Source organism: Pseudomonas sp. B21-017 (assembly GCF_024749245.1).
Classification (GTDB): domain Bacteria; phylum Pseudomonadota; class Gammaproteobacteria; order Pseudomonadales; family Pseudomonadaceae; genus Aquipseudomonas.
In genome coordinates this window covers 6,197,749-6,223,514 of record NZ_CP087194.1, presented here as the reverse complement: position 1 = coordinate 6,223,514, position 25,766 = coordinate 6,197,749, and the positions used below count along the sequence as shown (strand labels likewise).

The 25,766-nt window shown below is 60.3% G+C and carries 20 protein-coding genes and 1 pseudogene; 13 read left to right on the top strand and 8 right to left on the bottom strand.

What is annotated here, in order from left to right:
• Position 1 precedes the first annotated feature (1 nt).
• The 7 genes from pepP to gcvH all read left to right on the top strand — a co-directional run bounded on the left by pepP (position 2) and on the right by gcvH (position 8,420).
• The gene (pepP, locus tag LOY28_RS28355) at positions 2 to 1,336 is read left to right on the top strand and encodes a Xaa-Pro aminopeptidase (RefSeq protein ID WP_007940362.1); all 1,335 of its coding nucleotides are present in this window, start codon (positions 2 to 4) and stop codon (positions 1,334 to 1,336) included.
• Entirely contained in the window at positions 1,333 to 2,520 is a 1,188-nt protein-coding gene (gene ubiH, locus LOY28_RS28350) for a 2-octaprenyl-6-methoxyphenyl hydroxylase (protein WP_258612822.1), read from the top strand. The genes pepP and ubiH overlap by 4 nt, the downstream gene beginning before the upstream one ends.
• Before the next feature lie 115 nt (positions 2,521 to 2,635).
• The gene (locus LOY28_RS28345) at positions 2,636 to 3,853 is read left to right on the top strand and encodes a 2-octaprenyl-3-methyl-6-methoxy-1,4-benzoquinol hydroxylase (protein ID WP_177343119.1); all 1,218 of its coding nucleotides are present in this window, start codon (positions 2,636 to 2,638) and stop codon (positions 3,851 to 3,853) included.
• A 132-nt stretch (positions 3,854 to 3,985) separates the two neighbouring features.
• Positions 3,986 to 4,990, top strand: coding sequence for an extracellular solute-binding protein (locus LOY28_RS28340; protein WP_258612821.1), 1,005 nt, complete (start codon positions 3,986 to 3,988; stop codon positions 4,988 to 4,990).
• A gap of 140 nt (positions 4,991 to 5,130) precedes the next feature.
• A complete protein-coding gene (locus tag LOY28_RS28335) occupies positions 5,131 to 6,747 on the top strand; it encodes an iron ABC transporter permease (RefSeq protein WP_258612820.1) in 1,617 nt (538 codons plus the stop codon).
• A 156-nt stretch (positions 6,748 to 6,903) separates the two neighbouring features.
• On the top strand, positions 6,904 to 7,986 hold the full coding sequence (gcvT, locus tag LOY28_RS28330) for a glycine cleavage system aminomethyltransferase GcvT (RefSeq protein ID WP_018927590.1): 1,083 nt from the start codon (positions 6,904 to 6,906) through the stop codon (positions 7,984 to 7,986).
• Positions 7,987 to 8,036: 50 nt separating this feature from the next.
• Complete coding sequence (gene gcvH, locus LOY28_RS28325) at positions 8,037 to 8,420, top strand: glycine cleavage system protein GcvH (protein WP_018927591.1); 384 nt, start codon at positions 8,037 to 8,039, stop codon at positions 8,418 to 8,420.
• 47 nt (positions 8,421 to 8,467) lie between these two features.
• Here gcvH and LOY28_RS28320 read toward each other — a convergent pair whose 3' ends face one another.
• Positions 8,468 to 9,607 (bottom strand): DegT/DnrJ/EryC1/StrS aminotransferase family protein, encoded by a 1,140-nt coding sequence (locus LOY28_RS28320; protein WP_026286534.1) that lies wholly within the window; start codon positions 9,605 to 9,607, stop codon positions 8,468 to 8,470.
• Positions 9,608 to 9,760: 153 nt separating this feature from the next.
• Between LOY28_RS28320 and gcvP the strand changes: the two genes are divergently transcribed.
• On the top strand, positions 9,761 to 12,634 hold the full coding sequence (gene gcvP / locus LOY28_RS28315) for an aminomethyl-transferring glycine dehydrogenase (protein WP_258612819.1): 2,874 nt from the start codon (positions 9,761 to 9,763) through the stop codon (positions 12,632 to 12,634).
• A 76-nt stretch (positions 12,635 to 12,710) separates the two neighbouring features.
• Here the strand turns inward: gcvP and LOY28_RS28310 are convergent, their stop codons facing one another.
• The 5 genes from LOY28_RS28310 to LOY28_RS28290 all read right to left on the bottom strand — a co-directional run bounded on the left by LOY28_RS28310 (position 12,711) and on the right by LOY28_RS28290 (position 16,789).
• Positions 12,711 to 13,031, bottom strand: a complete 321-nt coding sequence (locus tag LOY28_RS28310) for a DUF2388 domain-containing protein (protein WP_018927594.1) — start codon at positions 13,029 to 13,031, stop codon at positions 12,711 to 12,713.
• A 68-nt stretch (positions 13,032 to 13,099) separates the two neighbouring features.
• Complete coding sequence (locus LOY28_RS28305; RefSeq protein ID WP_018927595.1) at positions 13,100 to 13,537, bottom strand: NfeD family protein; 438 nt, start codon at positions 13,535 to 13,537, stop codon at positions 13,100 to 13,102.
• An 11-nt stretch (positions 13,538 to 13,548) separates the two neighbouring features.
• Positions 13,549 to 14,463 (bottom strand): SPFH domain-containing protein, encoded by a 915-nt coding sequence (locus LOY28_RS28300; RefSeq protein ID WP_007940374.1) that lies wholly within the window; start codon positions 14,461 to 14,463, stop codon positions 13,549 to 13,551.
• Between the two features lie 99 nt (positions 14,464 to 14,562).
• Positions 14,563 to 16,347, bottom strand: a complete 1,785-nt coding sequence (locus LOY28_RS28295; RefSeq protein ID WP_028939117.1) for a GspE/PulE family protein — start codon at positions 16,345 to 16,347, stop codon at positions 14,563 to 14,565.
• Between the two features lie 103 nt (positions 16,348 to 16,450).
• Positions 16,451 to 16,789 (bottom strand): hypothetical protein, encoded by a 339-nt coding sequence (locus LOY28_RS28290; RefSeq protein WP_018927597.1) that lies wholly within the window; start codon positions 16,787 to 16,789, stop codon positions 16,451 to 16,453.
• Positions 16,790 to 16,915: 126 nt separating this feature from the next.
• Here LOY28_RS28290 and LOY28_RS28285 point away from each other — a divergent pair, with 126 nt between their 5' ends.
• A complete protein-coding gene (locus LOY28_RS28285) occupies positions 16,916 to 17,386 on the top strand; it encodes an Lrp/AsnC family transcriptional regulator (RefSeq protein ID WP_018927598.1) in 471 nt (156 codons plus the stop codon).
• 159 nt (positions 17,387 to 17,545) lie between these two features.
• On the opposite strand, the gene LOY28_RS28280 is transcribed toward LOY28_RS28285, so the two are convergent.
• Positions 17,546 to 18,913 (bottom strand): inorganic triphosphatase, encoded by a 1,368-nt coding sequence (locus LOY28_RS28280; RefSeq protein WP_018927599.1) that lies wholly within the window; start codon positions 18,911 to 18,913, stop codon positions 17,546 to 17,548.
• 177 nt (positions 18,914 to 19,090) lie between these two features.
• Here LOY28_RS28280 and argE point away from each other — a divergent pair, with 177 nt between their 5' ends.
• Together argE and argA are read left to right on the top strand one after the other, a co-directional pair.
• Entirely contained in the window at positions 19,091 to 20,248 is a 1,158-nt protein-coding gene (argE, locus tag LOY28_RS28275) for an acetylornithine deacetylase (RefSeq protein WP_026286535.1), read from the top strand.
• 135 nt (positions 20,249 to 20,383) lie between these two features.
• Complete coding sequence (gene argA / locus LOY28_RS28270; RefSeq protein ID WP_019580550.1) at positions 20,384 to 21,682, top strand: amino-acid N-acetyltransferase; 1,299 nt, start codon at positions 20,384 to 20,386, stop codon at positions 21,680 to 21,682.
• 124 nt (positions 21,683 to 21,806) lie between these two features.
• Here argA and tauA read toward each other — a convergent pair.
• Positions 21,807 to 21,923 (bottom strand): annotated as a pseudogene (gene tauA / locus LOY28_RS29945) (taurine ABC transporter substrate-binding protein); the annotation flags it as partial.
• A gap of 524 nt (positions 21,924 to 22,447) precedes the next feature.
• On the opposite strand from tauA, the gene LOY28_RS28265 reads away from it, so the two are divergent.
• Together LOY28_RS28265 and LOY28_RS28260 are read left to right on the top strand one after the other, a co-directional pair.
• Positions 22,448 to 23,788 carry an OprD family outer membrane porin gene (locus LOY28_RS28265; RefSeq protein ID WP_018927602.1) on the top strand — a complete coding sequence of 447 codons (1,341 nt, stop codon included), beginning with the start codon at positions 22,448 to 22,450 and terminating at the stop codon, positions 23,786 to 23,788.
• 397 nt (positions 23,789 to 24,185) lie between these two features.
• On the top strand, positions 24,186 to 25,553 hold the full coding sequence (locus LOY28_RS28260) for an OprD family porin (protein WP_018928622.1): 1,368 nt from the start codon (positions 24,186 to 24,188) through the stop codon (positions 25,551 to 25,553).
• Positions 25,554 to 25,766: the final 213 nt, after the last annotated feature.

Genomic DNA, 25,766 nt, shown 5'->3' with positions numbered 1-25,766 from the left:
CATGATTCATATCCCGAAATCGGAATACAGCCGTCGCCGCAAGGCCCTGATGGCGCAGATGGAACCCAACAGCATCGCCATCCTGCCCGCCGCCGCGGTTGCCATTCGCAACCGTGACGTCGAGCACGTTTACCGTCAGGACAGCGACTTCCAGTACCTCAGCGGCTTTCCCGAGCCTCAGGCCGTTATCGTTTTGATTCCCGGTCGCGAACATGGCGAGTACATCCTGTTCTGCCGTGAACGCAATGCCGAGCGTGAGCTGTGGGACGGCCTGCGCGCCGGCCAGGAAGGCGCGATCCGCGACTTCGGCGCCGACGACGCTTTTCCCATCACTGACATCGACGACATCCTGCCGGGCCTGATCGAAGGCCGCGACCGGGTGTATTCGGCCATGGGCAGCAACCCGGAATTCGATCGACATCTGATGGACTGGATCAACGTGATCCGCTCCAAGGCGAATCTCGGTGCCCAGCCGCCGAACGAATTCGTTGCCCTGGATCATCTGCTGCACGACATGCGCCTGTATAAATCGGCGGCAGAAGTGAAGGTGATGCGCGAAGCCGCGCGGATTTCCGCCCAGGCGCATATCCGGGCGATGCAGGCCAGCCGTGCCGGTTTGCATGAGTTCAGCCTCGAAGCCGAGCTCGATTACGAGTTCCGCAAGGGCGGGGCGAAGATGCCGGCCTATGGTTCGATCGTCGCCGCCGGGCGCAACAGCTGCATCCTGCATTACCAGCAGAATGACGCGGTGCTCAAAGATGGCGATCTGGTGCTGATCGACGCCGGTTGCGAAATCGACTGCTATGCCAGCGACATCACCCGCACCTGGCCGGTCAACGGCAAGTATTCACCGGAACAGAAGGCGATCTACGAGCTGGTGCTGGCTTCCCAGGAAGCGGCGTTTGCCGAAATCGCACCGAACAAACACTGGAATCAGGCGCATGAAGCCACGGTTCGCGTCATTACCGCGGGCCTTGTGAAGTTGGGCCTGTTGCAGGGCGAGGTCGATGAACTGATCGCCAGCGAAGCCTACAAGGCGTTTTACATGCACCGCGCCGGCCACTGGCTGGGCATGGATGTGCATGATGTCGGCGAGTACAAGGTCGGCGGCGAATGGCGCGTGCTGGAAGTCGGCATGGCGCTGACGGTCGAGCCGGGCATCTACATTGCCCCGGACAACCAGAACGTGGCGAAGAAATGGCGCGGCATTGGCGTGCGCATCGAGGACGACGTGGTGGTCACCAAAACCGGTTGTGAAATCCTGACGAACGGCGTGCCGAAAACGGTCGCCGAAATCGAGGCTCTGATGGCCGCCGCACGGACACAAGCGGCATGAGTCGAGTCAATCTGGCAATCATCGGCGGCGGCCTGGTTGGCGCCAGCCTGGCGTTGGCGTTGCAGGCCGGGGCCAAGGCCCGAGGCTGGAAGATCGTGCTGATCGAACCCTTTGCCCCCGGCGATACGTACCAACCGAGCTATGACGCTCGCTCTTCGGCGTTGTCGTTCGGCGCCCGGCAGATTTATCAACGGCTGGGCGTGTGGCAGGAAATCTCCCGCCGCGCTGAGCCGATCAAGCAGATTCATGTCTCCGACCGTGGGCGTTTTTCCACGGCGCGGTTGTCGGCGATGGAAGAGGGCGTTCCAGCACTGGGTTATGTGGTGGAAAACGCCTGGCTCGGCCAATGCCTCTGGCACAGTCTGGACAAGGACGTGATCAGTTGGCGTTGCCCGGCGGAAGTCACCGCCATGGAGCCGCTGACCGACGGCTATCGCCTGACGCTCAGCGATGAAACCCTGGTGGAGTGCGACCTCGCGGTGTTGGCCGATGGCGGCCGTTCGGGCCTGCGTGAACAGCTGGGGATCGGCATCAAGAAGCGCCCGTACAACCAGAGCGCGCTGATCGCCAACATCACTCCGAGCGAAGCGCACAACGGCATGGCCTTCGAACGCTTCACTGACGACGGCCCAATGGCTTTGTTGCCGCTGCCGGAAAACCGTTGCGCCCTGGTCTGGACCCGTCTGGGCATGGACGCGCAACGGTTGGCGGCCCTTGATGACCGCAGCTTTCTCAACGAGTTGCAGGGCGTGTTCGGTTATCGCCTCGGCACGCTGAAACAGGTCGGCGCCCGCAATTTATATCCGCTGTCGCTGATCGAAGCCGAGGAGCAAGTCCGCCCACATCTGGCGATCCTCGGCAACGCCGCGCACAGCCTGCACCCGATTGCCGGACAAGGCTTCAACCTGTCCCTGCGCGATGCCCAGGCTTTGGCTGACACCTTATTGAGCAGCGAGACCGCGCTCGGCGACTTTGCGACCTTGCAGGCTTATCGCGAGCGTCAGCGTCTGGACCAGAACCTGACCGTGGGTTTCTCCGATCAGGTCACCCGGTTGTTTGGCAGCACCCAGCCGCTGGTTTCCCTGGGGCGCAACATCGGCCTGCTCGGTCTCGATCTGCTGCCGCCGGCCAAGCGCTGGTTCGCCCGGCAGGCCATGGGCCTGGGTACACGTCCCGATGTTTAAGCGGGCGCACCTGCACATCAATATTCATGACGACGCGAGCACTTCGGTGACGCGCGTCGAGAGAACCCTTTACCTGCGGCTCAAGCCGCAAGAGAGACAGGCCTAAAGCATGGAAATGCGCGCAGATCTGCTGATTGTCGGGGCCGGAATGGTCGGCAGCGCCTTGGCGCTGGCGTTACAAAACAGTGGACTCGAAGTCTTGCTGCTGGATGGCAGCCCCCTGAGCGTCAAACCCTTCGATGGTCAGGCGCCGTTCGAACCACGGGTGAGCGCCCTGTCGGCGGCCAGCCAACGAATACTCGAACGCCTGGGCGTGTGGGACGGCATCGCCAACCGGCGCAGCAGTCCTTACACCGACATGCACGTCTGGGATGGCAGCGGCACCGGGAAGATCCATTTCTCGGCGACCAGCGTACATGCCGACGTACTCGGGCATATCGTCGAGAACCGTGTGGTTCAGGACGCCTTGCTCGACCGGCTGCACGACTGCGACCTCGGGATGCTGGCCAACGCACGTCTAGAGCAGATGCGCCGTTCCGGTGACGATTGGCTGCTGACCCTGGCCGATGGCCGCACCTTGCGGGCACCGTTGGTGATCGCGGCGGATGGCGCCAACTCGGCGGTGCGGCGCCTGACCGGCATTGCGACCCGCGAATGGGATTACATGCACCACGCGATCGTCACCAGTGTGCGCTGTTCCAAACCGCATCAAATGACCGCGTGGCAGCGTTTCACCGACAACGGCCCGCTGGCGTTTCTGCCGCTGGAACGGGACGGTCAGCAGGATTGGTGCTCGATTGTCTGGTCGACCACGCCGAGCGAAGCCGAACGCCTGATGGCGCTGGACGACGAAAGCTTCTGCAAGGATCTGGAGCGGGCCTTTGAAGGCTGCCTCGGCACGGTGCTCAGCGCCGACCCGCGTCTTTGCGTGCCGCTGCGTCAGCGTCATGCCAAGCGTTACGTGGCAGAAGGTCTGGCGCTGATCGGCGACGCGGCCCATACCATCCATCCACTGGCCGGGCAGGGCGTGAACCTCGGTTTCCTCGATGCCGCTGTATTGGCCGAAGTACTGCTGCAAGCGGCCGCGCGCGGTGAGCGGTTGGCGGATGTGAAAGTGCTCAGTCGCTATGAGCGTCGGCGCATGCCCCACAACCTGGCGTTGATGGCGGCGATGGAAGGGTTCGAACGGCTGTTCCAGGCCGATCCGTTGCCGGTGCGCTGGTTGCGCAATACCGGATTGAAGATGGTCGACCAGATGCCCGAGGCCAAGGCGTTGTTCGTGCGCGAAGCGCTTGGGTTGATCGGGGATCTGCCGGCGTTGGCCAAGGCCTGAAGCCCCCTCGCCACATTGTCATTCATTCGATTGTGCAACATCTGGTAACTCCTCCACCCAGTGTTCGATTGAGAAGCGAAATGTGAGTCCTTATCATTTGGGCTCACTTCCCCATTTCGAGAGACCGCTTCCATGTTGGCACCCAAGCGTCTACTGACCGCACTGGCCCTGACCCTGATAGGCAGCACCGCCGCCCAGGCTGCCGACGAGGTGGTGGTTTACTCCTCGCGTATCGATGAGCTGATCAAACCGGTCTTCGATGCCTACACCCAGAAAACCGGCGTACAGGTGAAGTTCATCACCGACAAGGAAGCGCCGCTGATGCAGCGGATCAAGGCCGAGGGCGAAAACGCCACTGCCGACCTGCTGCTGACCGTCGATGCCGGCAACCTCTGGCAGGCCGAGCAGATGGGCATCCTCCAGCCGTTCACCTCCAAGGTGATCGACGCCAACATTCCGCTGCAATACCGCGCATCCTCCCATGCCTGGACTGGCTTGAGCCTGCGGGCGCGGACCATCGCCTACTCCACCGACCGGGTGAAACCCGGTGAGCTGACCACCTACGAGGCGCTGGCCGATAAACAGTGGGAAGGCCGCCTGTGCCTGCGCACGGCGAAGAAGGTCTACAACCAGTCCCTGACCGCCACCATGATCGAAGTCCATGGCGCCGAGAAAACCGAGAAGATCCTCAAAGGCTGGGTCAACAACCTGTCCACCGACGTGTTCTCCGACGACATCGCCGTGCTGGAAGCGATCAACGCCGGTCAGTGCGACGTCGGCATCGTCAACACGTACTACTACGGCCGTCTGCACAAGCAGAAGCCGGACCTGCCGGTGAAACTGTTCTGGCCGAATCAGGGCGACCGTGGCGTGCACGTCAACCTGTCGGGTATCGGCCTGACCAAACATGCACCGCACCCGGAAGCCGCCAAGGCGCTGGTGGAGTGGATGACCATGCCTGAAGCGCAGAAGATTTTCGCTGACGTGAACCAGGAGTTTCCGGCCAACCCTGCCGTTCCGCCTTCGGCTGAAGTCGCGAGCTGGGGCAAGTTCGTGGCCGATACCTTGCCAGTGGAAATCGCCGGCAAGCGTCAGGCTGAAGCGATTCGGATGATGGATCGGGTCGGCTGGAACTGAGTCTGCTGTTTTAAAGATCAAAAGATCGCAGCCTGCGGCAGCTCCTACCGGGTAAATACCATCTCGACGTAGGAGTTCCCGTAGGCTGCGATCTTTTTGCGGTTTGCATACACTTCGTTGATTTACCCGAGAGCTTTTCCTTGGCCCACCCCGCCCAACGCCGCTGGTATCCCCTGGTCTTCGCCATCGCTGCGCTGGTCCTGCTGCCCCTGAGCGTCCTGCTTCTTTCCTGGCAAACCATCGATCAGCAGATCTGGTCCCACCTGTGGGGTACGCAGATGCCGCGGCTGCTGGGCAATACCCTCACGCTGGTCGTCGGCGTTGGCATCGGCGTGACGCTGTTGGGCGTCAGCCTCGCCTGGCTCACCAGCCTCTGTGAGTTCCCGGGGCGGCGGTGGCTGGACTGGGCGTTGATGCTGCCGTTCGCGATTCCTGCCTACGTGCTGGCCTTTGTCTTCGTAGGCCTGCTGGATTTCGCCGGGCCGGTGCAAACCCTGTTGCGCGAATGGTTCGGCAGTGGTCTGAGGCTGCCGCGAGTGCGTTCCACCGGTGGCGTGATTCTGGTGCTGGTGCTGGTTTTCTATCCCTACGTTTACCTGTTGGCGCGCACTGCATTTCTGGCTCAGGGCAAAGGCCTGATGGAAGCGGCGCGAGTCCTTGGGCAATCCCCGTGGCAGGCGTTCTGGCGAGTGGCGTTGCCCATGGCGCGTCCGGCGATCGGCGCGGGGGTGGCGTTGGCGCTGATGGAAACCCTGGCGGATTTCGGTGCGGTGTCGGTGTTCAACTTCGATACGTTCACCACCGCCATCTACAAGACCTGGTACGGCTTTTTCAGTCTCTCCACCGCCGCGCAACTGGCCAGCCTGTTGCTGTTGGTGGTGATGGTTGTGCTGTATGGCGAACGCCGTGCCCGCGGCGCCAACCGGGCGAGCAACGAACGGCCGCGGGTCAAGGCGCTGTATCACTTACGCGGGGTCAAGGCGCTGGCGGCGATGAGCTGGTGTGGTCTGGTGTTCGCCTGTGCCTTCGTCATTCCCGTGCTGCAACTGCTGGTGTGGTTCTGGCAACGCGGGCGCTTCGATCTGGACGAGCGGTATGCCGGGCTGATCGTGCACACCCTGTACCTGGGCGGCATGGCGGCGTTGATTACTGTCAGCGTCGCGCTGCTGCTGGCGTTTGCCCGTCGATTGGCACCAACCCGGGTGATCCGTTCCGGAATCAGTCTGGCCAACCTCGGCTACGCACTGCCGGGCTCGGTATTGGCGGTTTCGATCATGCTGGCGTTCAGTTATCTGGATCGCGAACTGGTGATTCCGCTGTCGGGCTGGCTTGGCGGCGCGGGCAAACCGCTGCTGCTGGGCAGTCTGTCGGCGTTGTTGCTGGCCTATCTGGTGCGATTCATCGCCGTGGCTTACGGGCCGCTGGAAAGCAGCCTGGCGCGTATACGGCCTTCTTTGCCCGAAGCAGCACGTAGCCTTGGCGTCAGTGGGCCACGACTGTTTTTCAAAGTGTATCTGCCGCTGCTGCTTCCGGGCACGTTGAGCGCTGCGTTGCTGGTGTTCGTCGACGTGCTCAAGGAAATGCCCGCGACCCTGCTGATGCGCCCGTTCGGCTGGGACACGCTGGCGGTGCGGATCTTTGAAATGACCAGCGAAGGCGAGTGGGCGAGGGCCTCGTTGCCGGCACTGACCCTGGTTCTGGTCGGGCTGTTGCCGGTCATCGGATTAATCAGAAGGTCGGCGCATCGAAACGGCTAGGTGTCAGTCCTACACCTTGCGGCTACAATGCGCGGCATTCGGTGCGGTCCGTCTTTCAGACCGGGTTGCTGAAATCGGCTGAAAGCCTTTATTTCAAGGCATTTCACCCCGTACAGCGGCTGTCCGCACCTTCGCCACGCCCGGAAGGAGAAACCCATGGGACAGCGTACGCCTCTGTATGACCTTCATCTCGCCCTCGGCGCGAAGATGGTCGATTTTGGCGGTTGGGATATGCCTCTGCATTACGGCTCGCAGGTCGAGGAACACCATCAGGTGCGCCGCGATTGCGGGGTTTTCGATGTATCCCACATGACCGTGATCGATGTCGACGGCCCCCAGGCCAAGACCTGGCTTCAATACTTGCTGGCCAATGACGTCGAACGTCTGCACAGCCCCGGCCGTGCCTTGTACAGCGCCATGCTCAACGAGCACGGCGGTATCGTCGATGACATGATCGTTTATCGCCTCGATGACGGCTATCGGCTGGTGGTCAACGCCTCCACCCGCAATCAGGACCTGGCCTGGATGCAGGCTCATCTCGGCGACTTCGATGTGCGGCTCAACGAGCGCTCCGAACTGGCGATGCTGGCCATTCAAGGGCCTCACGCCCGGCACAAGATTGCCGAACTGGTGACCCAGTCCCGCGCTACGTTGATCCAGCAGCTCAAACCTTTCGAAGGTCAGGCCGACGGTGACTGGTTCATCGCCCGCACCGGTTACACCGGTGAGGACGGTCTGGAAATCGTGCTGCCGGCCGATCAGGCGCCGGGGTTTTTCAACGATCTGGTGGGCGCAGGAATTTCCCCGATCGGCCTCGGGGCGCGCGATACCTTGCGGGTCGAAGCCGGCATGAACCTGTACGGTCAGGATATTCATCAAGACGTTTCGCCATTGGCTTCCAACATGGCCTGGAGCATTGCCTGGGAACCGGCCACGCGCCAGTTCCTTGGCCGCACCGCCCTGGAGGCCGAGCAGGCCGCTGGCGTGCAGCACAAACTGGTCGGTCTGGTCCTTGAAGAACGTGGCGTTCTGCGGGCTCATCAGGTGGTTCGCATCGCCGATGTTGGCGAAGGGGAGATCACCAGTGGTAGTTTCTCTCCTACGCTTAGCAAGTCGATTGCACTGGCGCGCGTGCCGGCGGCTACCGCCGACCGCGCTGAAGTGGAAATCCGTGGCAAGTGGTACCCGGTTCGAGTGGTCAAGCCGACCTTCGTACGCCATGGCAAAACCTTGATCTAACCTTTTTTGGCGGTCAATGACTGCCGACATTTTTCTTGAGGACACAGAACATGAGCGAAATTCCTGTCGACCTGCGTTTTGCCGAAAGTCACGAATGGGCCCGTCTAGACCATGATGGCGGCGTGAAAGTGGGTATTTCAGACCATGCTCAGGAAGCCTTGGGTGATGTGGTGTTCGTCGAGCTGCCGGAAATCGGCAAAGTGTTCGCTGCCGGTGAGGCTGCGGGTGTCGTCGAGTCGGTCAAGGCTGCGTCGGATATCTACTCGCCGGTCTCCGGCACAGTCATTGCCGTCAACGAAGAGTTGGCCAACAGCCCGGAACTGGTCAACAGCGCGCCTTATGACAGCTGGTTCTTCAAACTCGAGCCAAGCGATACCTCTGAGCTGGACAAGCTGCTCGACCCGATGGCCTACAAGGCCGCCATCGGCGAGTAATGCCCGCTTTGCAGGAGCTGTCTTCGGCAGCTCCTGCAAAGGCCGAATCAAGTCCGCAACACGGCTTTCACCGCAGCCACCGAACGCTCGACATCCGCTTTATCCATGGCCGTGAACATCGGCAGCGAGACGATCAGTCGTCCGACCCGCTCGGCGACCGGGAACATGCCTTCCTTGAACCCGCGTTCGCGGTAAAGACTCAGCAGGTGAATCGGTGGGTAGTGATAGCCGATACCCACTCCCAGTGCCTGCATCTGCTCCATGAAAGTAGCCCGTGCCGGTTTGCCATCCTGGCGTTCCGGGAGCACCAGTTGGAACAAATGCCAATTGCTGTTCTCGAAATCCGCCGGGGGCAGTTGAGCACCGTATTGCGCTTCGAAGTTCTCGCCGAAGCAAGCGAAGTAATGTTTGGCCAGCTCACGACGATGAGCGGTGATCGCTTCGATGTGGGCAAACTGCCCCAGGCCAATGGCTGCCGCGACATCGGTCATGTTGAACTTGCCGCCCAGCACATCAACGTCCAGCCCGTCGAAACCGCTGCGGGTGACGCCCTGCAAGCGGTACTTTTCCGCCAGCCGCGCTTCCTCGGCGTTGTTCAGTACCAGGCAACCGCCTTCTGAACAGGTGACGTTCTTGTTCGCCTGGAAACTGAAGGACACGAAATCACCAGTCGCACCGATGCGCTGGCCGTTCCAGCTCGAACCCAATGCCTGGGCCGCGTCTTCCACCACTCGCAAACCGTGTTTTTTTGCAATCGCGTAAAGGCGCGTCATGTCCACGGGCAGTCCCGCGAGATACACCGGGATAATGGCTTTGGTGCGCGGGGTAATTGCTGCTTCAAGCTGCGCCAGGTCGATATTGCGGGTAACCGGGTCGATGTCGGCAAACACCGGCGTGGCGCCAACTTCCAGAATCACGTTGGCGGTGGCTACCCAGGAAATCGGCGTGGTGATCACTTCATCACCCGGTCCGACGCCGGCAATTCGCAATGCGATCTCCATGGTGCAGGTACCGGAATTGAACGTACGCACCGGGCGCCCGCCGAAATATTCCGAGAGTTGTGCTTCAAAAGCCTGCACCTTGGGGCCGCTGGTAATCCAGCCCGAGCGCAGCACATCGCCGACAGCGGCAATCGTGGCTTCATCGATGGTGGGTTTGGAAAAGGGCAGGAAAGACAGTTGGCTCATAAATGTGGATACCCGATCAGCGAACGTTTGTAGGCGCCGAGCATAATGATCCGGATTGACCGACAGCGCCACGCCATCCGTGCCGGTATCGACTGCTATGCTGGTTTGACCGAGTTGCATCGACGCTGAGCGCCAGTCATGAGAGAGCCCGTCATGTCCCAGTTGCCGTCCTTGAGCCAGTTACGCGACCCCAATACCTTCCTGCGCCGCCACCTCGGGCCCGATGCCGCCGAGCAGCAGGCGATGCTCGACAGCCTGGGCCTTGGCAGCCGCGTCGAGTTGATCGAGCAGACGGTGCCGCCGGGAATCCGCCTCAACCGACCGCTGGACCTGCCGCCCGCCCTCGATGAGGTAGCCGCACTGGCCAAACTGCGCGGCTACGCCGAACAGAACCAGGTCTGGATCAGCCTGATCGGCATGGGGTATCACGGCACCCTCACGCCGGCCGTCATCCTGCGCAACGTGCTGGAAAATCCCGGTTGGTACACCGCTTACACGCCTTACCAACCGGAGATTGCCCAAGGCCGGCTCGAAGCGCTGCTGAATTTCCAACAGCTGACCATCGACCTGACCGGTCTGGAACTGGCCAACGCTTCGCTGCTGGATGAAGCCACGGCGGCCGCCGAGGCCATGGCGCTGGCCAAGCGTGTCGCCAAGTCCAGAAGCAATCTGTTCTTCGTCGACGAAAACTGTCACCCGCAGACGATTTCCGTGGTGCAGACCCGGGCCGAAGGGTTCGGTTTCGACCTGGTCATCGACGCTGTGGATAACTTGAAGCAGCATCAAGTGTTCGGCGCGTTGCTGCAATATCCCGACACCCATGGCGAAATTCGCGACCTGCGTCCGCTGATCGATCATCTGCATGCCCAGCAAGCCTTGGCCTGCGTCGCCACCGACCTGCTCAGCCTGTTGTTGCTGACTCCGCCGGGAGAGTTGGGCGCCGATGTGGTGTTCGGTTCATCCCAGCGCTTCGGCGTGCCCATGGGGTACGGCGGCCCGCACGCGGCGTTTTTTGCCAGCCGCGACGAGTACAAACGGGCGATTCCCGGGCGGATCATCGGCGTGTCGAAAGATGCTCGCGGCAATGTCGCCCTGCGCATGGCCCTGCAAACCCGCGAGCAACACATTCGCCGGGAGAAGGCCAACTCGAATATCTGCACCGCCCAGGTGCTGCTGGCCAATATCGCCAGTTTCTATGCGGTCTACCATGGCCCGGAAGGGCTCAAAAATATTGCCCAGCGCGTCCATCGGCTGACCTGCATCCTCGCCGCCGGCCTGGAACGCCATGGCGTTACACGTGTGAACCAACAGTTCTTCGACACCCTGACCCTGGAGGTCGGCGGCGCTCAGACCGCGATCATCGAAAGCGCCCAGGCGGCGCGGATCAACTTGCGCATTCTCGGTCGCGGGCGGTTGGGCCTGAGCCTCGACGAAACCAGTGATGAAACCACCGTGGCGAAGCTGTTCGATGTGTTTCTCGGTGCCGACCATGGGCTCAACGTCGGCGAGCTGGATGCTGAGGCCCTGGCGTCCGGCATTCCTGCAGGATTGCAGCGCAGTACGCCTTATCTGCGTCATCCGGTGTTCAACGCCCATCACAGCGAAACCGAAATGCTGCGTTACTTGAAGCAGCTGGAAAACAAAGACCTGGCGCTCAATCAGTCGATGATCCCGCTGGGCTCCTGCACCATGAAGCTCAATGCCACCAGCGAGATGATCCCGATCACCTGGCCGCAGTTCGCCAACCTGCACCCGTTCGTGCCGAAAGAGCAGGTGGTGGGTTATTCCTTGATGATCGAGGAACTGGAACGCTGGCTCTGCGCAATCACCGGTTTCGATGCGATCTGCATGCAGCCCAACTCGGGCGCCCAGGGCGAATACGCCGGGTTGCTGGCGATCCGCAAATATCACGAGAGCCGTCATCAGGGCGCGCGGGATATCTGCCTGATCCCGTCTTCGGCCCACGGCACCAACCCGGCCTCGGCGCAAATGGCCGGGATGCGGGTAGTGATCGTCGAGTGTGACGAGGCGGGTAATGTCGATCTGGAAGATCTGAAAGAAAAGGCCATCGAGGCGGGGGATAAACTCGCCTGCCTGATGGCGACTTATCCTTCGACCCATGGGGTCTACGAGGAAGGCATCAGCGAGATCTGTGAAGTTATCCACCGCCATGGCGGTCAGGTGTATATGGATGGCGCCAACCTCAACGCGCAGGTCGGGTTGGCGCGGCCGGCAGACATCGGCGCCGACGTGTCGCACATGAACCTGCACAAGACTTTCTGTATTCCCCACGGCGGTGGCGGGCCGGGGATGGGCCCGATTGGTGTCCGGGCGCACCTGGCGCCGTTTGTCGCCAATCACCCGGTGGTGCCGATCGATGGCCCGCTGCCGGGGAACGGTGCGGTAAGCGCAGCCCCTTGGGGCAGTGCAAGCATTCTGCCGATCAGCTGGATGTACATCGCGATGATGGGGCCGCAACTGGCGGATGCGAGTGAGGTGGCGATCCTCGCCGCGAATTACCTGGCGCAGCATTTGTCCGGGGCGTTCCCGGTGCTCTACACCGGGCGCAACGAGCGCGTGGCCCACGAATGCATCCTCGACTTGCGTCCGCTCAAGGTGCTGACCGGGATCAGCGAAGAAGACGTTGCCAAACGCCTGATGGACTACGGCTTCCATGCGCCGACCATGTCATTCCCGGTGCCGGGGACGTTGATGGTCGAACCGACCGAGAGTGAATCGAAGGCGGAACTGGACCGTTTTATCGATGCGATGCTGAGCATTCGCGCGGAAATCAACGAGGTGCAGAACGGCAACTGGCCGGCGGAGGACAACCCGCTGAAGCGTTCGCCGCATACCCTGGCCGACATCACCGGTGTCTGGGAGCGGCCGTACAGCATCGAGCAGGCGGTGACGCCGGATGCACACACCAAGGCCCATAAGTATTGGCCGGTGGTGAACCGTGTGGACAATGTCTACGGCGACCGCAACCTGTTTTGCGCGTGTGTGCCGGTGGATGAATACCGCTGAAGTCACTCGCCCCGACAAATCAGGGGCGAAAAAATGCCGCTCATTTAGAGCGGCATTTTTTGTTCAGCAACGAACCTTACTTCGAGGCGATGGCATTCTTCGCCAGGATGGCGTTCGCCAGTTCCATGTCCGTGGCTTGCAGGCCAGGGTTTTCAGCGCGGACTTTCTGCATGGCGGCTTCCAGATAGGGGCCGCGAATAGCGCCGTCACTGGCGACAAAGCTACCGGCGTCGTCCTGGGCGGCGACGATCAGCTTGTGATCCCTGGAGGTCAGGTAGGACGTACCGGTGGTGGCACCGGAAGTAAGGACGTTACGCAAAAAGCTGTCATCAGCCATCGCCGAACCGACTTGAAGGGACAACACGGCGACGGTAGCGACAGCAAGTTTGAGACGCATAAAAGGTGACTCCACTGGGTTTTAACTGCGGCCTTTGATTGCCAATAACCCAATCGAGTTCCGTGACGTTAGTCGGCCCGCTCCACCAGTAAAATCGCCCCTTGTTGCCCGATCACCCGAACACGGCTGCCGGACGCGGCATCAGGCCCTCGGGCCATCCACACACCGTCGGCGACCTTGATCTTGCCGCGGCCATCGACAATCGCTTCAGTGACCACGAACACCTTGCCGATCAGCTCTTGCCCTCGCAGGTTCAGGTTCGGCTGATCGCTGGCCCGCACCACACTGCGCTGACGTCTCCACCAGTACAGGGCGGTGAGAATCGAAAAAACGGCAAACAACAGCACCTGCCATTCCCAGGGTAAACCCGGTATCAGGAACTTCAGCACGCCGACGGCGGCGGCTGCCATGCCGATCCACAGCAGATAACCGCCGGCACCGAACACCTCGAGGATCAGCAACAGCGCACCCAGGGCCAGCCAGCTCCAGAACGAGAACAGTTCCATGGGCGGCGACCTCAGCCTTTCTTGCCGTCGAAGGTGGCCTTGACGATTTCGCCGATGCCGCCGACTGCACCAATCATCGAACCGGCTTCGAGCGGCATCAGGATCACTTTGCTGTTGTTGGCCGAGGCCAGTTTGCCCAAGGCATCAATGTACTTCTGTGCGACGAAGTAGTTGACCGCCTGCACGTTACCGCCGGCGATGGCTTCGGACACCACTTTGGTGGCCTGGGCTTCGGCCTGGGCCTGACGTTCCCGGGCCTCGGCTTCGAGGAACGCCGCCTGACGACTGCCCTCGGCTTCGAGAATCTGCGCCTGCTTCTTGCCTTCGGCGGTGAGGATCGCCGAAGCGCGCAAACCTTCGGCTTCCAGAATCTGTGCGCGCTTGATCCGCTCGGCTTTCATCTGGCCGGACATGGCGGCCATCAGGTCGGCGGGAGGGCTGATGTCCTTGATCTCGATCCGGGTGATCTTGATGCCCCACGGCGCCGTGGCTTCGTCGACGGTGCGCAGCAGTTTTTCGTTGATGTTGTCGCGCTGGCTGAGCATCGCGTCCAGCTCCATGGACCCGAGCACGGTGCGGATATTGGTTTGCAACAAATTGCGCACGGCATGTTCGAGGTTGTTCACCTCGTAGGCGGCCTGGGCAGTATTGACCACCTGGAAGAAGCACACGGCGTCGATCTGCACGGTGGCGTTGTCGGCGGTGATGACTTCCTGGGGCGGAATGTCCAGCACGCTTTCCATCACGTTGATCTTGCGGCCGATGCGGTCCATCACCGGAATGATGATGCTCAGGCCTGGCTTGAGGGTGTTGGTGTAACGGCCGAAGCGTTCGACCGTCCATTCAAACCCTTGGGGCACCACTTTGAAACCCATGAAAAGAATGGCCACGACCAGCGCGACGAAGAGAATCAGTGCAATGCTCATAACGGTCCCTGTCCAGTCTGGATTGAGTTGCGATGACCAGAGTGTAGGGCAAAAGGTTTGGATGCGACTTGGGGGAAGTATCCGAGCGCAATCTGTAACCTATTTCTGCTCACTCTGCGGTGTCACCCGCAACACCTCTTCAATCGTGGTCAACCCCGCCGCCACTTTCTGCGCCCCCGACAACCGCAAACTGCGCATGCCTTCCTTGAACGCCTGACGCCGGACCGCCAGCAAGTCGGTGTCGGGGTTGATCAGCGCTTTGATGCCATCCGTCAGCTGCATGATTTCGTAAACCCCGGCGCGACCGCGATAGCCGGTTTCGCGGCATTCCAGGCAACCGATGGCGCGCTGGGCATTGGTCGGCAGTGGCGCTTGCCAAGGCCGGGTCAGGGTTTGCCAATCGTCTTCGCCCAACGTCAAGGGGGCCTTGCAGTGAGGGCATAACGTACGCACCAGGCGCTGGGCCATGACCCCGAGTACCGTGGCCTTGATCAGGTAATGCGGCACGCCGAGTTCCAGCAGGCGGCTGATGGCACTCGGGGCATCGTTGGTGTGCAATGTCGACAGCACCAGGTGCCCGGTGAGTGCCGCCTGAATTGCCATCTCGGCGGTTTCGAGGTCGCGGATCTCGCCGATCATGATGATGTCCGGGTCTTGTCGCATCAGCGCGCGCACGCCGGCGGCAAAGGTCAGGTCGATGTTGTGCTGGACCTGCATCTGGTTGAACGCCGGTTCGACCATTTCGATCGGGTCTTCAATGGTGCAGAGGTTGACCTCCGGCGTCGCCAGTTTTTTGAGGGTGGTGTACAGCGTGGTGGTCTTGCCCGAACCGGTTGGCCCGGTCACCAGAATGATGCCATTGGGCTGGCGGATCATGTCTTGCCAGCGGCGCAGGTCCTCGGCGGAAAAACCCAGTTGATCGAAGTCCTTGAGCAGCACTTCCGGGTCGAAGATCCGCATCACCATCTTCTCGCCGAACGCTGTCGGTAATGTCGACAACCGCAGCTCGACTTCGCCGCCGTCCGGGGTCTTGGTCTTGACCCGGCCGTCCTGGGGTTTGCGTTTTTCCGCAACGTTCATCCGCCCCAGGCTTTTCAGGCGGCTGACGATGGCCATGGTCACCTGCGGCGGGAATTGATAGACGTTGTGCAGCACGCCGTCGATGCGAAAGCGCACCGTGCCTTGCTCGCGCCGGGGCTCGATGTGGATATCGCTGGCCCGCTGCTGGAACGCGTACTGGAACAGCCAATCGACGATGTTGACGATGTGCGCATCGTTGGCGTCCGGCTCCTGGTCGCTGGCGCCGAGGTTGAGCAATTGTTCGAAGTTGCCCAGGTTGCTTGTCTTCTGATCGGCGTTGGTGGCGCCGGTGACCGATTTAGCCAGGCGGAAAAACTCCACGCTGAAGCGCTGGATATCCACCGGGTTGGCCACCACGCGCTTGATCGGCAGTTTCAATACGTGGGTCAGGTCGACTTCCCAGCCGCTGACGAAGGGCTGGGCGCTGGCCACGGTGACGGCATCGCGGTCGATGGCCACCGCCAGAATCTTGTGGCGTTGGGCGAAGGCATAGGACATCAGCGGCGTAATGGCGGCGACGTTGATTTTCAGTGGGTCGATGCGCAAGTAAGGCTGGCCGGCCTGCTGGGACAGCCACAGCGTCAGGCTTTCCAGATCGAGGTGTTTACCGGGACGGCTGAGGTCGTCCAGATGTTGGCTGGCGATGAACTCCAGCGGATGTTGCTGAGCATTGGTGGCGTGACGGCGGCGGGCGTTGAGTGCGTGTTCGGCAGAGTCCTGGCTGACAAAGCCCTGGGCGACCAGTTCACGCAGCAAATCGTTAAGGTCCAGCCAGCGGTCCTGAGTGGCAAGTTGAACGGACATGCGGGCTCCTTATGAACAACCGTTCGCAAAGGATAGCTGGGCACCCGCAGACCGTTGGGCCACTACCCGACCAACACGTGTCGGGTTTTTTCAGGGGAGGGGGTCAGCCCGCTGCCTGCGCCGGCTCCTGCCACGCCGAATCGGCCGTTTGCAGATTCACCGAGCAGACGCTGATCAGGTTACGCAGCTTTTCCGCGATCACCTGGGCTCGGTGCCAGCTCAGGCCGTCCATGACGATGTCGATCGACAGCAGATCGTCCAGGCGCTGCACGTTGACCTGCTGCGGCGTCAGAAACTGCAAGGCGAACAGATTGAGCGCGCGGCACAGCAGGTCCGGCTCGGCCTCGGCCAGCAGTTGGTATTGAACGCGGCAGTGGGTGTTGCTGACGTTCCAGACATCGGCGCGGGCGGGCGCGGTGTTCACGGCTTCGAGGGGCGGCATGGTCAGGCTCCAAAATCATTGGAGGAATTTTTACATTCGGTGTGGGGTATTTCTTATCTATGATTGGGCTTGTTGACGATTTATCGAATCGATCAATTCAAGATCATATTAATTTCAGGTTTTTCTATGCATAGCGAGCTGGATGGCTACGACCGCAAGATTCTCGCGTTGCTGCAAGAGGACGCTTCGCTCTCCAGCGCGCAGATCGCCGAACAGGTGGGACTCTCGCAGTCGCCCTGCTGGCGGCGGATTCAGCGGATGAAGGAGGAGGGGATCATTCGCGGTCAGGTGACGTTGCTTGACCGCAAGAAAATCGGCCTCAACACGCAAATCTTCGCCGAGATCAAACTCAACGCCCACGGGCGCTCGAACTTCACTGAGTTCACCGAAGCGATTCGCGGTTTTCCCGAAGTGCTGGAATGTTATGTGCTGATGGGATCGGTGGATTTCTTGTTGCGGATCGTCACGGCAGACATTGAGGCTTATGAGCGTTTCTTCTTCGAGAAACTGTCGATGGTGCCGGGGATACAGGAGGTCAACTCGATCGTGGCTTTGTCGGAAATCAAATCCACGACGAGTTTGCCGGTGTTGCGTTGATGATGTTCGAGGGCCTTTGTGGCGAGGGAGCTTGCTCCCGCTGGAGTGCGAAGCGCTCCTAATCCGGCCATTGCGGTATGCCAGACAAACCGCGATGCCCGGATTACGACTGCTTCGCAGCCGAACGGGAGCAAGCTCCCTCGCCACAGGTGTTGGGTGTTACATGCGCAATAGCATTTTCCAGGCACGATTCTGATACACCGCAATCGCCTGCTGCTTACGCGCATCCAGCGACTCATCGGTGATCGGCTCGTTAGCCAGCAGGGCAAGCTGTTTCAACTCACCGTACAAGCGATCCATTTCCGGGATGTCCAGCACGCTACGGGCGTGGTGCAGCCAGGCCTGGATACGCTCGATGCGCGGCAGTTGTTCGGCCAGGTCTTCCGGCTGTTGCTGGTAACGCTGCAGTTGCAGCGAGTTGGCTTCTTCGCCCAGAAGGCGTGGCAGCCAGCTGCCCAGTTGCGCGGCACCCTGGCGATTGCCACGGGTGTTGCGATCGGCAGCCCAGGTACGGGCCAGCAACCAGCGCGAAGTGTTCAGCGAGAACAGGCCCCAGCGCGGATCTTCCAGCTCTTCGAGGAACTGCTCCGGCGCGGCTTTGCGCACGTCTTCGTCGTCCAGGCCGGCCTGTACCAGCGGGCGCCAGTCTTCCAGCAAGGCATCCAGCGCGACCCGCAGATCGTGAGTCGACTGACGCGGCGCGGCTTGACCGAGGCTACTGATCAGCGCGCGCATTTCAGCGAGGTTTTCGACCCAGTCCTGCAGCAGGCGCCAGTGGCCATTAAAGCGATATTGCTCGGCCAGGCGCTGGCTGCTGCCAAGCAAATGCCAGCACAAGGCGGCGAACGCATCGTCCAGTGGCATTTCGGCGGTGATCTGCGGCGCCGGCAAGCTCAGCGAGTAGCTGTTGGCGTCGAACAGGCGATAACCGCGTTCGGCCTTGCTGATGTCGCATGGCATCAGCGGCAGGGTCGCGGCCAGTTCGGCGGCCAGTTCCAGCAGTGCGGCCGGCTCGCCTTCGCGCAGTTCCAGTTCCAGCTCGCAGATTTCTTCTTTCTGCTTGCCGACCACCACGTGGCCCAGGTCCAGCGCGGCTTCGATGACCACTTTGGTCTTGCCACGGCCCCAGGCGATTTCCGCGCGTTCACGCACGAAATCGGTGGTGAAGATGGCTTTCAGGGTTTTCTTGTCCAGTTCGGCCAACTGCTCGGGCCAGCATTCGCCGTCGAGCTTCTTCACGTCGAGTTTGGCTTTGGGCAGGTGCCAGTCGTACTCGTGACGTTCGGACAGACCGGCGACGCTCTGGCCACGGGTCTTGAGGGTCTGAATCACTTCTTCGCCATCGCGGCGCAGGCGCAGGGCAACCTTGGCGCGGGCCAGGTCGCGCTCGGGCGTGTCGAAGTACTGGTTCATCAACTCACGGCGTTCCCAGCCACTTTTGTTGCGTTTCTTCAGTAACGGGTGCTCGCGCAGGGCGGCGAGGGTTTCGCGGCTGACGCGGAGTTTGATTTCGGTTTCTTTCTGCATGGCCGGAAAATCCAGGATCGGGAGCGCAGCCGGGGAAATGTGTGGCTGCCAAGGTCGTGCAGTGTACAGGACTCAAGGGTTGTAGGGTCTGTTGACGCTTGGTGACGGCCGCGACGGTTTATTCCTGTCGCCGGATGGCTCTATGATGGACTTCAATTCGGGAGTTGGGAGTCAGCGATGCCTTTACCGTCCATGAAAGATCAGTTCGCTGCGCTGATCGCCGCGCCGTCCGTCAGCTGTACCCAACCGAATCTGGATCAAACCAATCGGCCGGTCATCGAATTGTTGGCGACATGGCTCGGGGAGCTGGGTTTTGCCTGCGACATCCAGCAGGTCAGCCCCGGCAAGTTCAACCTGCTGGCCAGTTTCGGTTCCGGTCCCGGCGGCCTGGTGCTGGCCGGTCACAGCGATACGGTGCCGTACGACGCGGCGCTGTGGCAGACCGATCCGCTGAAACTGACGGAAGTGGACGGCCGTTGGGTGGGCCTGGGCAGTTGCGACATGAAGGGCTTTTTTGCCCTGGCCATCGAAGCCGTCAAACCCTTGCTCGAGCAACCATTCAAGCAACCCTTGCTGATTCTTGCGACCTGCGATGAAGAAAGCTCGATGTCCGGTGCGCGTGCCTTGGCCGAAGCCGGGCGGCCACTAGGTCGTGCGGCGGTGATTGGCGAGCCGACGGGGTTGAAACCGATCCGTCTGCACAAAGGCGTGATGATGGAGCGCATCGACATCCTCGGTCAGAGCGGTCACTCCTCGGACCCGAGCCTGGGCCATAGCGCCCTCGAAGCCATGCACGATGCCATCGGCGAACTGCGCGGCTTGCGTCTGGCATGGCAGCGGGAATTTCGTAATCCGCAGTTCAGCGTGCCGCAGCCGACGATGAATTTCGGCTGCATTCACGGTGGCGATAACCCCAACCGCATCTGCGGCCAGTGCTCGCTGGAATTTGACTTGCGTCCGCTGCCGGGCATGGACCCCAGTGCCCTGCGCGCGGCGATTTTGCAGAAGCTCAACCCTATTGCCGCACGGCACCAGGTGAAGATCGATTACGCGCCATTGTTCCCCGAAGTGCCGCCATTCGAGCAGGCCGAGGACTCGGAATTGGTGAGGGTCGCCGAAAAGCTCACCGGCCATCGCGCCGAAGCAGTGGCGTTCGGCACAGAAGCGCCTTATCTTCAGCGCCTTGGCTGTGAAACACTGGTCTTGGGCCCCGGCGATATCGCCTGCGCCCACCAACCGGGGGAATACCTCGAAATGTCACGTTTGCAGCCTACCGTGCATCTATTACGTCAACTGATCGAACATTACTGCCTGACGCCGGCGTCGCTCGTATAAATTGCCAGTGTCACTACCCGTACTTATGAGGAGAGCGCGCGTGTCGCCAAGCCTGTTCCGACGATAACCATCAGCCCGCTGTGCGTTTACTGCGTTACTCTTTTTTCGGCTGCTATTTATTACAGGCCCAGGTTCATGCCCGAATACGTCAATTGGCTTCGTCACGCTTCGCCTTACATCAACGCCCACCGCGATTGCACCTTCGTCGTCATGCTGCCCGGCGACGGTGTGGAGCACCCGAACTTCGGCAATATCGTCCACGACCTGGTGCTGCTGCACAGCCTGGGCGTGCGACTGGTGCTGGTTCACGGTTCGCGTCCACAAATTGAAACCCGCCTCGCTGCTCGCGGCCTGACTCCGCACTACCACCACGGCATGCGCATCACCGATGCGGCGACGCTGGAGTGCGTGATCGATGCGGTCGGCCAACTGCGCATCGCCATCGAAGCGCGGTTGTCCATGGACATGGCCTCGTCGCCGATGCAGGGCTCGCGCCTGCGGGTGGCCAGCGGCAATCTGGTCACTGCGCGGCCGATCGGCGTGCTCGAAGGTGTCGATTATCACCACACCGGCGAAGTGCGCCGGGTCGACCGCAAGGGCATCAATCGCCTGTTGGACGAACGCTCCATCGTGCTGTTGTCGCCGTTGGGTTACTCGCCGACCGGCGAAATCTTCAACCTCGCCTGCGAAGACGTCGCGACCCGCGCGGCCATCGACCTGGGCGCAGACAAGTTGCTGCTGTTCGGCGCCGAGCTCGGTCTGCTGGATGAACAGGGTCGTCTGGTTCGCGAGTTGCGTCCGCAACAAGTGCCGGCACACCTGCAACGCCTGGGCAGCAACTATCAGGCCGAGCTGCTGGATGCGGCCGCTGAGGCATGCCGGGGCGGTGTGGCGCGCAGTCATATCGTCAGCTATGCCGAAGATGGCGCGCTGCTGACTGAACTGTTCACCCGTGACGGTGGCGGTACGTTGGTGGCCCAAGAGCAATTCGAAGTTGTACGCGAGGCGGCTATCGAGGATGTCGGCGGTTTGCTGGACTTGATCAGCCCGCTGGAAGAGCAGGGGATTCTGGTACGCCGTTCCCGCGAGGTGCTGGAGCGTGAGATCGAGCAGTTCAGTGTGGTCGAGCGCGAAGGCATGATCATCGCCTGCGCGGCGCTGTATCAGATTGCCGATTCGGATGCGGGGGAGCTGGCATGCCTGGCGGTGAACCCGGAATACCGCCATGGTGGTCGCGGTGATGAATTGCTGGAGCGCATCGAAACCCGCGCCCGGGCTCAGGGCCTGAAAACCCTGTTCGTGCTCACCACCCGGACCGCCCACTGGTTCCGTGAGCGGGGTTTCGTGCCGAGCAGCGTTGATCGCCTGCCGTCGGCGCGGGCGTCGCTGTACAACTATCAGCGTAATTCGAAGATCTTCGAAAAAGCCCTCTGACTGAGTGGCTGTGATCGTTCCCACGCTCCGCGTGGGAATGCAACCCGGGACGCTCCGCGTTCCATCGAGAGCCGAACGCAGAGCGTCCGAAGAGGCATTCCCACGCAGAGCGTGGGAACGATCATCACTCAGTGACGTATTTGGCGCTGACATACGGCGAATAATCCGGCAGCACCGTTTCTACCTTCCCTTGCTCCCGCAAGAACTTCGCCATCTCTCCAATCGTCTTCGTCGTGCCGCCAACGCACCGCGGTCTGCTGCGCGGCGCTGACCACTTACGAACCGCGATTGAAACGACGCCAATCGACTTTATGGCCTATGGTTTCTCGAATCGCCGTCGGCTCGAAGGCCTTCGGTGGGGGGCGCCGGTTTGATAATCGACCGTGAGCGTCGTCGCCTGAGTGGAAAGAGAAAAATATTAGCGATACACAAACTGTAACAAATTGACTAGATAGTGCGCGTTTAGCCATGATGGCGTCGCCTTTTCGATAGGGATTGACGCGTACGGGATGTGCCAAAGCCAATGGGAATAAAAAAAGGCTGGTAAATACCCTTTAGGAATTAGCTTTTGGGCCAATGCCGTTATATCCGGTTCGATGAGCCGCCGGCAGGGACTCAATATTCGACGTTAGACCTTGGTCGTAGACATACATGGTTACGATTGACTTGGTAGTCACGGTCTGGCGCTAATCGCGCATCTGTGGATCCAGGGCTTTCGACCCAAGACCAAAGAACACAAAAATTAGAAAACGAGAGGAGCGAAACATGAATAAGTCCACCTTAGCCCTGGCTGTGGCCGTGGGGGTTTTGGCGCAGCAGGCAGGCGCAGCGGGTTTCCTGGAAGACAGCAAGGCTTCCGTCAGTTCCCGGACCATGTATTACGACGCCGATGTCCGTGAAGGCGACAATAGAGCTGCAAACCGTCAGCGAGAAACCGCTGAAGGTCTCAAGTTCGATTACCTGTCCGGGTTCACCCAGGGTACCGTTGGTTTCGGTATCGACGCCCAGGCACTGGTCGGCATCCACCTGGATGGCGGCAGGGGACATCACCCGCTCGGTAACAGCAACTCCTTCTTCCCGAGCGACGGCGACAGGTCCGCCGACGAGTGGAGTCGTCTGGATGGTAACGTCAAGGCGCGCTTCTCGAAGACCGAGGCCCACTTGGGTGGCGCTCTGGCACCTAACTTGCCGATCCTGATCGCGAACGACAGCCGTGTGCTGCCGCAGACCTTTGACGGTGGCACCATCACCTCGAAGGAAATTGACAATGTGACCTTCAACTTGGGTCAACTGGAGCACGCGTCGGGTCGCGCCTCCTCCAACAGAACTGGCCTGGCAGTGGCTGGCGGTGCTCAGGACAGCAACCAGTTCCGTTACGCCGGTGCTGACTGGAAAGTCACCAAAGACCTCACGCTGCAGTACTACTACGCGAACCTGGAAGACTACTACAAGCAGAACTTCCTCGGCCTGGTGCACGTCTACCCGATCGCCCCGAACCAGTCGTTCAAGACTGATATTCGTTATTTCGACAGCAGCTCCGATGGCAAGAACGGCGACGTCGGCTACCGCTTCAACAACAACAATGGCTACGCCAAGAATCCAGGCGAGGTCGATAACAAGACCTGGAGCGCGACGTTCACCTACACCCTGGGTGGCAGCGCGTTCCTGCTTGGTCATCAGCGTGTCAGCGATGACGGCGGCTTTGTCTTCTTGAACCAGGGCAGCCTGATCGATAGCAAAGGTCGTCCAGAAGGTGCCGGTGGCGCCAGCTTCTACTCGTTCACCGACGCCACCGTGGGCAGCTTCATCCGTGCCGGTGAAAACACCACGTACGGTCAGTACTCCTATGACTTCGCCTCACTGGGCGTGCCAGGTTTGAAAGCTTCGATTGCTTACCTCGATGGCCGAGACATCAAGGCAACCAACGGCGTGGGTAAAGACCTGAATGAGCACGAGACCGACGCGCGTGTGGACTACGTGATTCAAACGGGCCCACTCAAAGGGTTTGGCACGACTCTGCGTCACGGTACTTACAGCGGTAATACCAGCACCGCTGACCAAGACCAGACCCGTCTGATCTTCAACTACACCTACAGCTTCCTGTAATAACCCTCAGAAAAGAGCCTCGCCTGTTGGCGAGGCTTTTTTTTGTGTGTTTTTTCATATTCCAAAAAAATAGTTTCAGTTGATTATTTATTCTTTTTTGTTTTTTGCCCAAGTCTATAAAATGAATCCATCAGGTACTCATTGGCAGCAACACGAGTATCGGATTCAGCACCCCCCGATTTTGAAGATCAAGGAATTGGTTCATGAGCCGATACCTTGAGTCCCGGCATGGATATATATGCCTAAATGGCATTAAAAAATACCGCGGTAAATCTTTTGGTTTGTCATGTCGGCAAAAACAAGGGGGGCTGACCACCCGGCGCTCATTGCGCATCTTTGGATCCGGGCACTCGACCAGGACCAGGAACCCAGAATTAGAAATGAGAGGAGCGAAACAATGAACAAGTCCACCTTGGCCCTGGCTGTGGCCGTAGGGGTTTTGGCGCAGCAGGCAGGCGCCGCCGGTTTCATCGAAGACAGCAAGGCTACATTGGGGCTGCGCAACTTCTACATCAACACTGATAACCGTGATTCGGCAGCTAGAACTGCTTCCAATGTTCAGAGCAAAAACGAAGAGTGGGGCCAAGGCTTCGATCTGCGTTTCACTTCGGGCTACACCCAAGGCACCGTTGGCTTTGGTATTGATGCCATCGGCCTGCTGGGCGTCCGTCTGGATTCGGGTGGCGGCACCAACGGCGCAACTCCTACCTCTTACGGCGGCACTGTTTTCCCAAGTGAGTCCAACGGCAAAGCGGTTGATAACTTCTCCAGCCTGGGCCTGACTGCCAAAGCCAAGATCTCCCAGACCGAATTGAAGTTGGGTACCCTGCAGCCAAAACTGCCGGTGATCGTGACCAACGACGGTCGTCTGCTGCCGCAAACCTTCCAGGGCGGTCAGATCACCTCGAACGAAATCAAAGACCTGACACTGGTCGGCGGTCAGATCGAGCACGCCAAGGGTCGTAACTCCAGCAACAACGAAGAGTTGTCGATCGCTGGTGCGAACACGCGCGGTGCTGGTTTCCGTGACAGCAACAAGTTCATCTACGGTGGCGGTGACTACAAAATCACCAAAGACCTGACTGCCCAGTACTACTACGGCAACCTGGAAGACTTCTACAAGCAACACTTCCTGGGCCTGGTTCACAACTGGTCGATTGGTCCTGGTGTGTTGAAGTCTGACTTGCGTTACTTCAACAGCTCCGATGACGGTGCCAACGGTCACGACTCGGCTTATTTCAGCTCCGGCAACTATCAGGGCTTCCGTGCCGGTCGCGGTAAAGTCGACAACAACCTGTATAGCGGCCTGTTCCTGTACTCCGTTGCCGGTCACACCTTTGGCGGCGGTTATCAGGTCAGCAATGGCAGCAGCGACTTCCCTTGGTTGAACCAGGGTGACGGCTCGTCGGCCTACATAATTACCGACAGCCAGATCGCCAAGTTCGCCCGTGCCGGCGAACGTACCTGGCAAGCTCGCTACTCGTATGACTTCGCCAAGGTTGGCCTGCCAGGCGCTACTGCCGGCATCGTTTACCTGCGTGGTGACAACATCGACACTATCGCCAACACCGCTGCTCACCCGGTATCCGGTAGTGGCCGTTCCGAGTGGGAACGCGACCTGACCCTGGCGTACGTAGTACAAGAAGGTCCGTTGAAAAACCTGGGCCTCACCTGGAAAAACGCCATGTGGCGCAACGACGTTCCGGGTCAGCGCGACCAGGACGAAAACCGTCTGATCGTCAGTTACTCGATCCCGCTGTTGTAATAGCGCTCGCGTAACCGACGAAAAAAAAGCCCCGCCCGGCATCACGCCGGGCGGGGCTTTTGCGTTTTCAAGGCGGGCTCACCCCCGTAAACCCTCCTTGAAGTTCCCTTTTTGCAACAACTCAAGGCCTTCTCGAACCTTGGGGTCGATGTTCGTCCCGATGGCGGGTCAGGTCCAGTGAACAGATCTTTAATATTTCTTTATGATCTAAAT

What these genes read in the sequence shown, in the direction of transcription:
- LOY28_RS28340 (WP_258612821.1), top strand. Translation starts at nt 3,986, where the DNA reads ATGTTGGCACCCAAGCGTCTACTGACCGCACTGGCCCTGACCCTGATA.
- LOY28_RS28295 (WP_028939117.1), bottom strand. Translation starts at nt 16,347, where the DNA reads ATGTCCGTTCAACTTGCCACTCAGGACCGCTGGCTGGACCTTAACGAT.
- gcvP (WP_258612819.1), top strand. Translation starts at nt 9,761, where the DNA reads ATGTCCCAGTTGCCGTCCTTGAGCCAGTTACGCGACCCCAATACCTTC.
- pepP (WP_007940362.1), top strand. Translation starts at nt 2, where the DNA reads ATGATTCATATCCCGAAATCGGAATACAGCCGTCGCCGCAAGGCCCTG.
- LOY28_RS28300 (WP_007940374.1), bottom strand. Translation starts at nt 14,463, where the DNA reads ATGAGCATTGCACTGATTCTCTTCGTCGCGCTGGTCGTGGCCATTCTT.
- LOY28_RS28290 (WP_018927597.1), bottom strand. Translation starts at nt 16,789, where the DNA reads ATGCCGCCCCTCGAAGCCGTGAACACCGCGCCCGCCCGCGCCGATGTC.
- LOY28_RS28305 (WP_018927595.1), bottom strand. Translation starts at nt 13,537, where the DNA reads ATGGAACTGTTCTCGTTCTGGAGCTGGCTGGCCCTGGGTGCGCTGTTG.
- LOY28_RS28345 (WP_177343119.1), top strand. Translation starts at nt 2,636, where the DNA reads ATGCGCGCAGATCTGCTGATTGTCGGGGCCGGAATGGTCGGCAGCGCC.
- ubiH (WP_258612822.1), top strand. Translation starts at nt 1,333, where the DNA reads ATGAGTCGAGTCAATCTGGCAATCATCGGCGGCGGCCTGGTTGGCGCC.
- LOY28_RS28285 (WP_018927598.1), top strand. Translation starts at nt 16,916, where the DNA reads ATGCATAGCGAGCTGGATGGCTACGACCGCAAGATTCTCGCGTTGCTG.
- LOY28_RS28310 (WP_018927594.1), bottom strand. Translation starts at nt 13,031, where the DNA reads ATGCGTCTCAAACTTGCTGTCGCTACCGTCGCCGTGTTGTCCCTTCAA.
- LOY28_RS28280 (WP_018927599.1), bottom strand. Translation starts at nt 18,913, where the DNA reads ATGCAGAAAGAAACCGAAATCAAACTCCGCGTCAGCCGCGAAACCCTC.
- LOY28_RS28320 (WP_026286534.1), bottom strand. Translation starts at nt 9,607, where the DNA reads ATGAGCCAACTGTCTTTCCTGCCCTTTTCCAAACCCACCATCGATGAA.
- gcvT (WP_018927590.1), top strand. Translation starts at nt 6,904, where the DNA reads ATGGGACAGCGTACGCCTCTGTATGACCTTCATCTCGCCCTCGGCGCG.
- LOY28_RS28265 (WP_018927602.1), top strand. Translation starts at nt 22,448, where the DNA reads ATGAATAAGTCCACCTTAGCCCTGGCTGTGGCCGTGGGGGTTTTGGCG.
- argA (WP_019580550.1), top strand. Translation starts at nt 20,384, where the DNA reads ATGCCCGAATACGTCAATTGGCTTCGTCACGCTTCGCCTTACATCAAC.
- gcvH (WP_018927591.1), top strand. Translation starts at nt 8,037, where the DNA reads ATGAGCGAAATTCCTGTCGACCTGCGTTTTGCCGAAAGTCACGAATGG.
- LOY28_RS28260 (WP_018928622.1), top strand. Translation starts at nt 24,186, where the DNA reads ATGAACAAGTCCACCTTGGCCCTGGCTGTGGCCGTAGGGGTTTTGGCG.
- argE (WP_026286535.1), top strand. Translation starts at nt 19,091, where the DNA reads ATGCCTTTACCGTCCATGAAAGATCAGTTCGCTGCGCTGATCGCCGCG.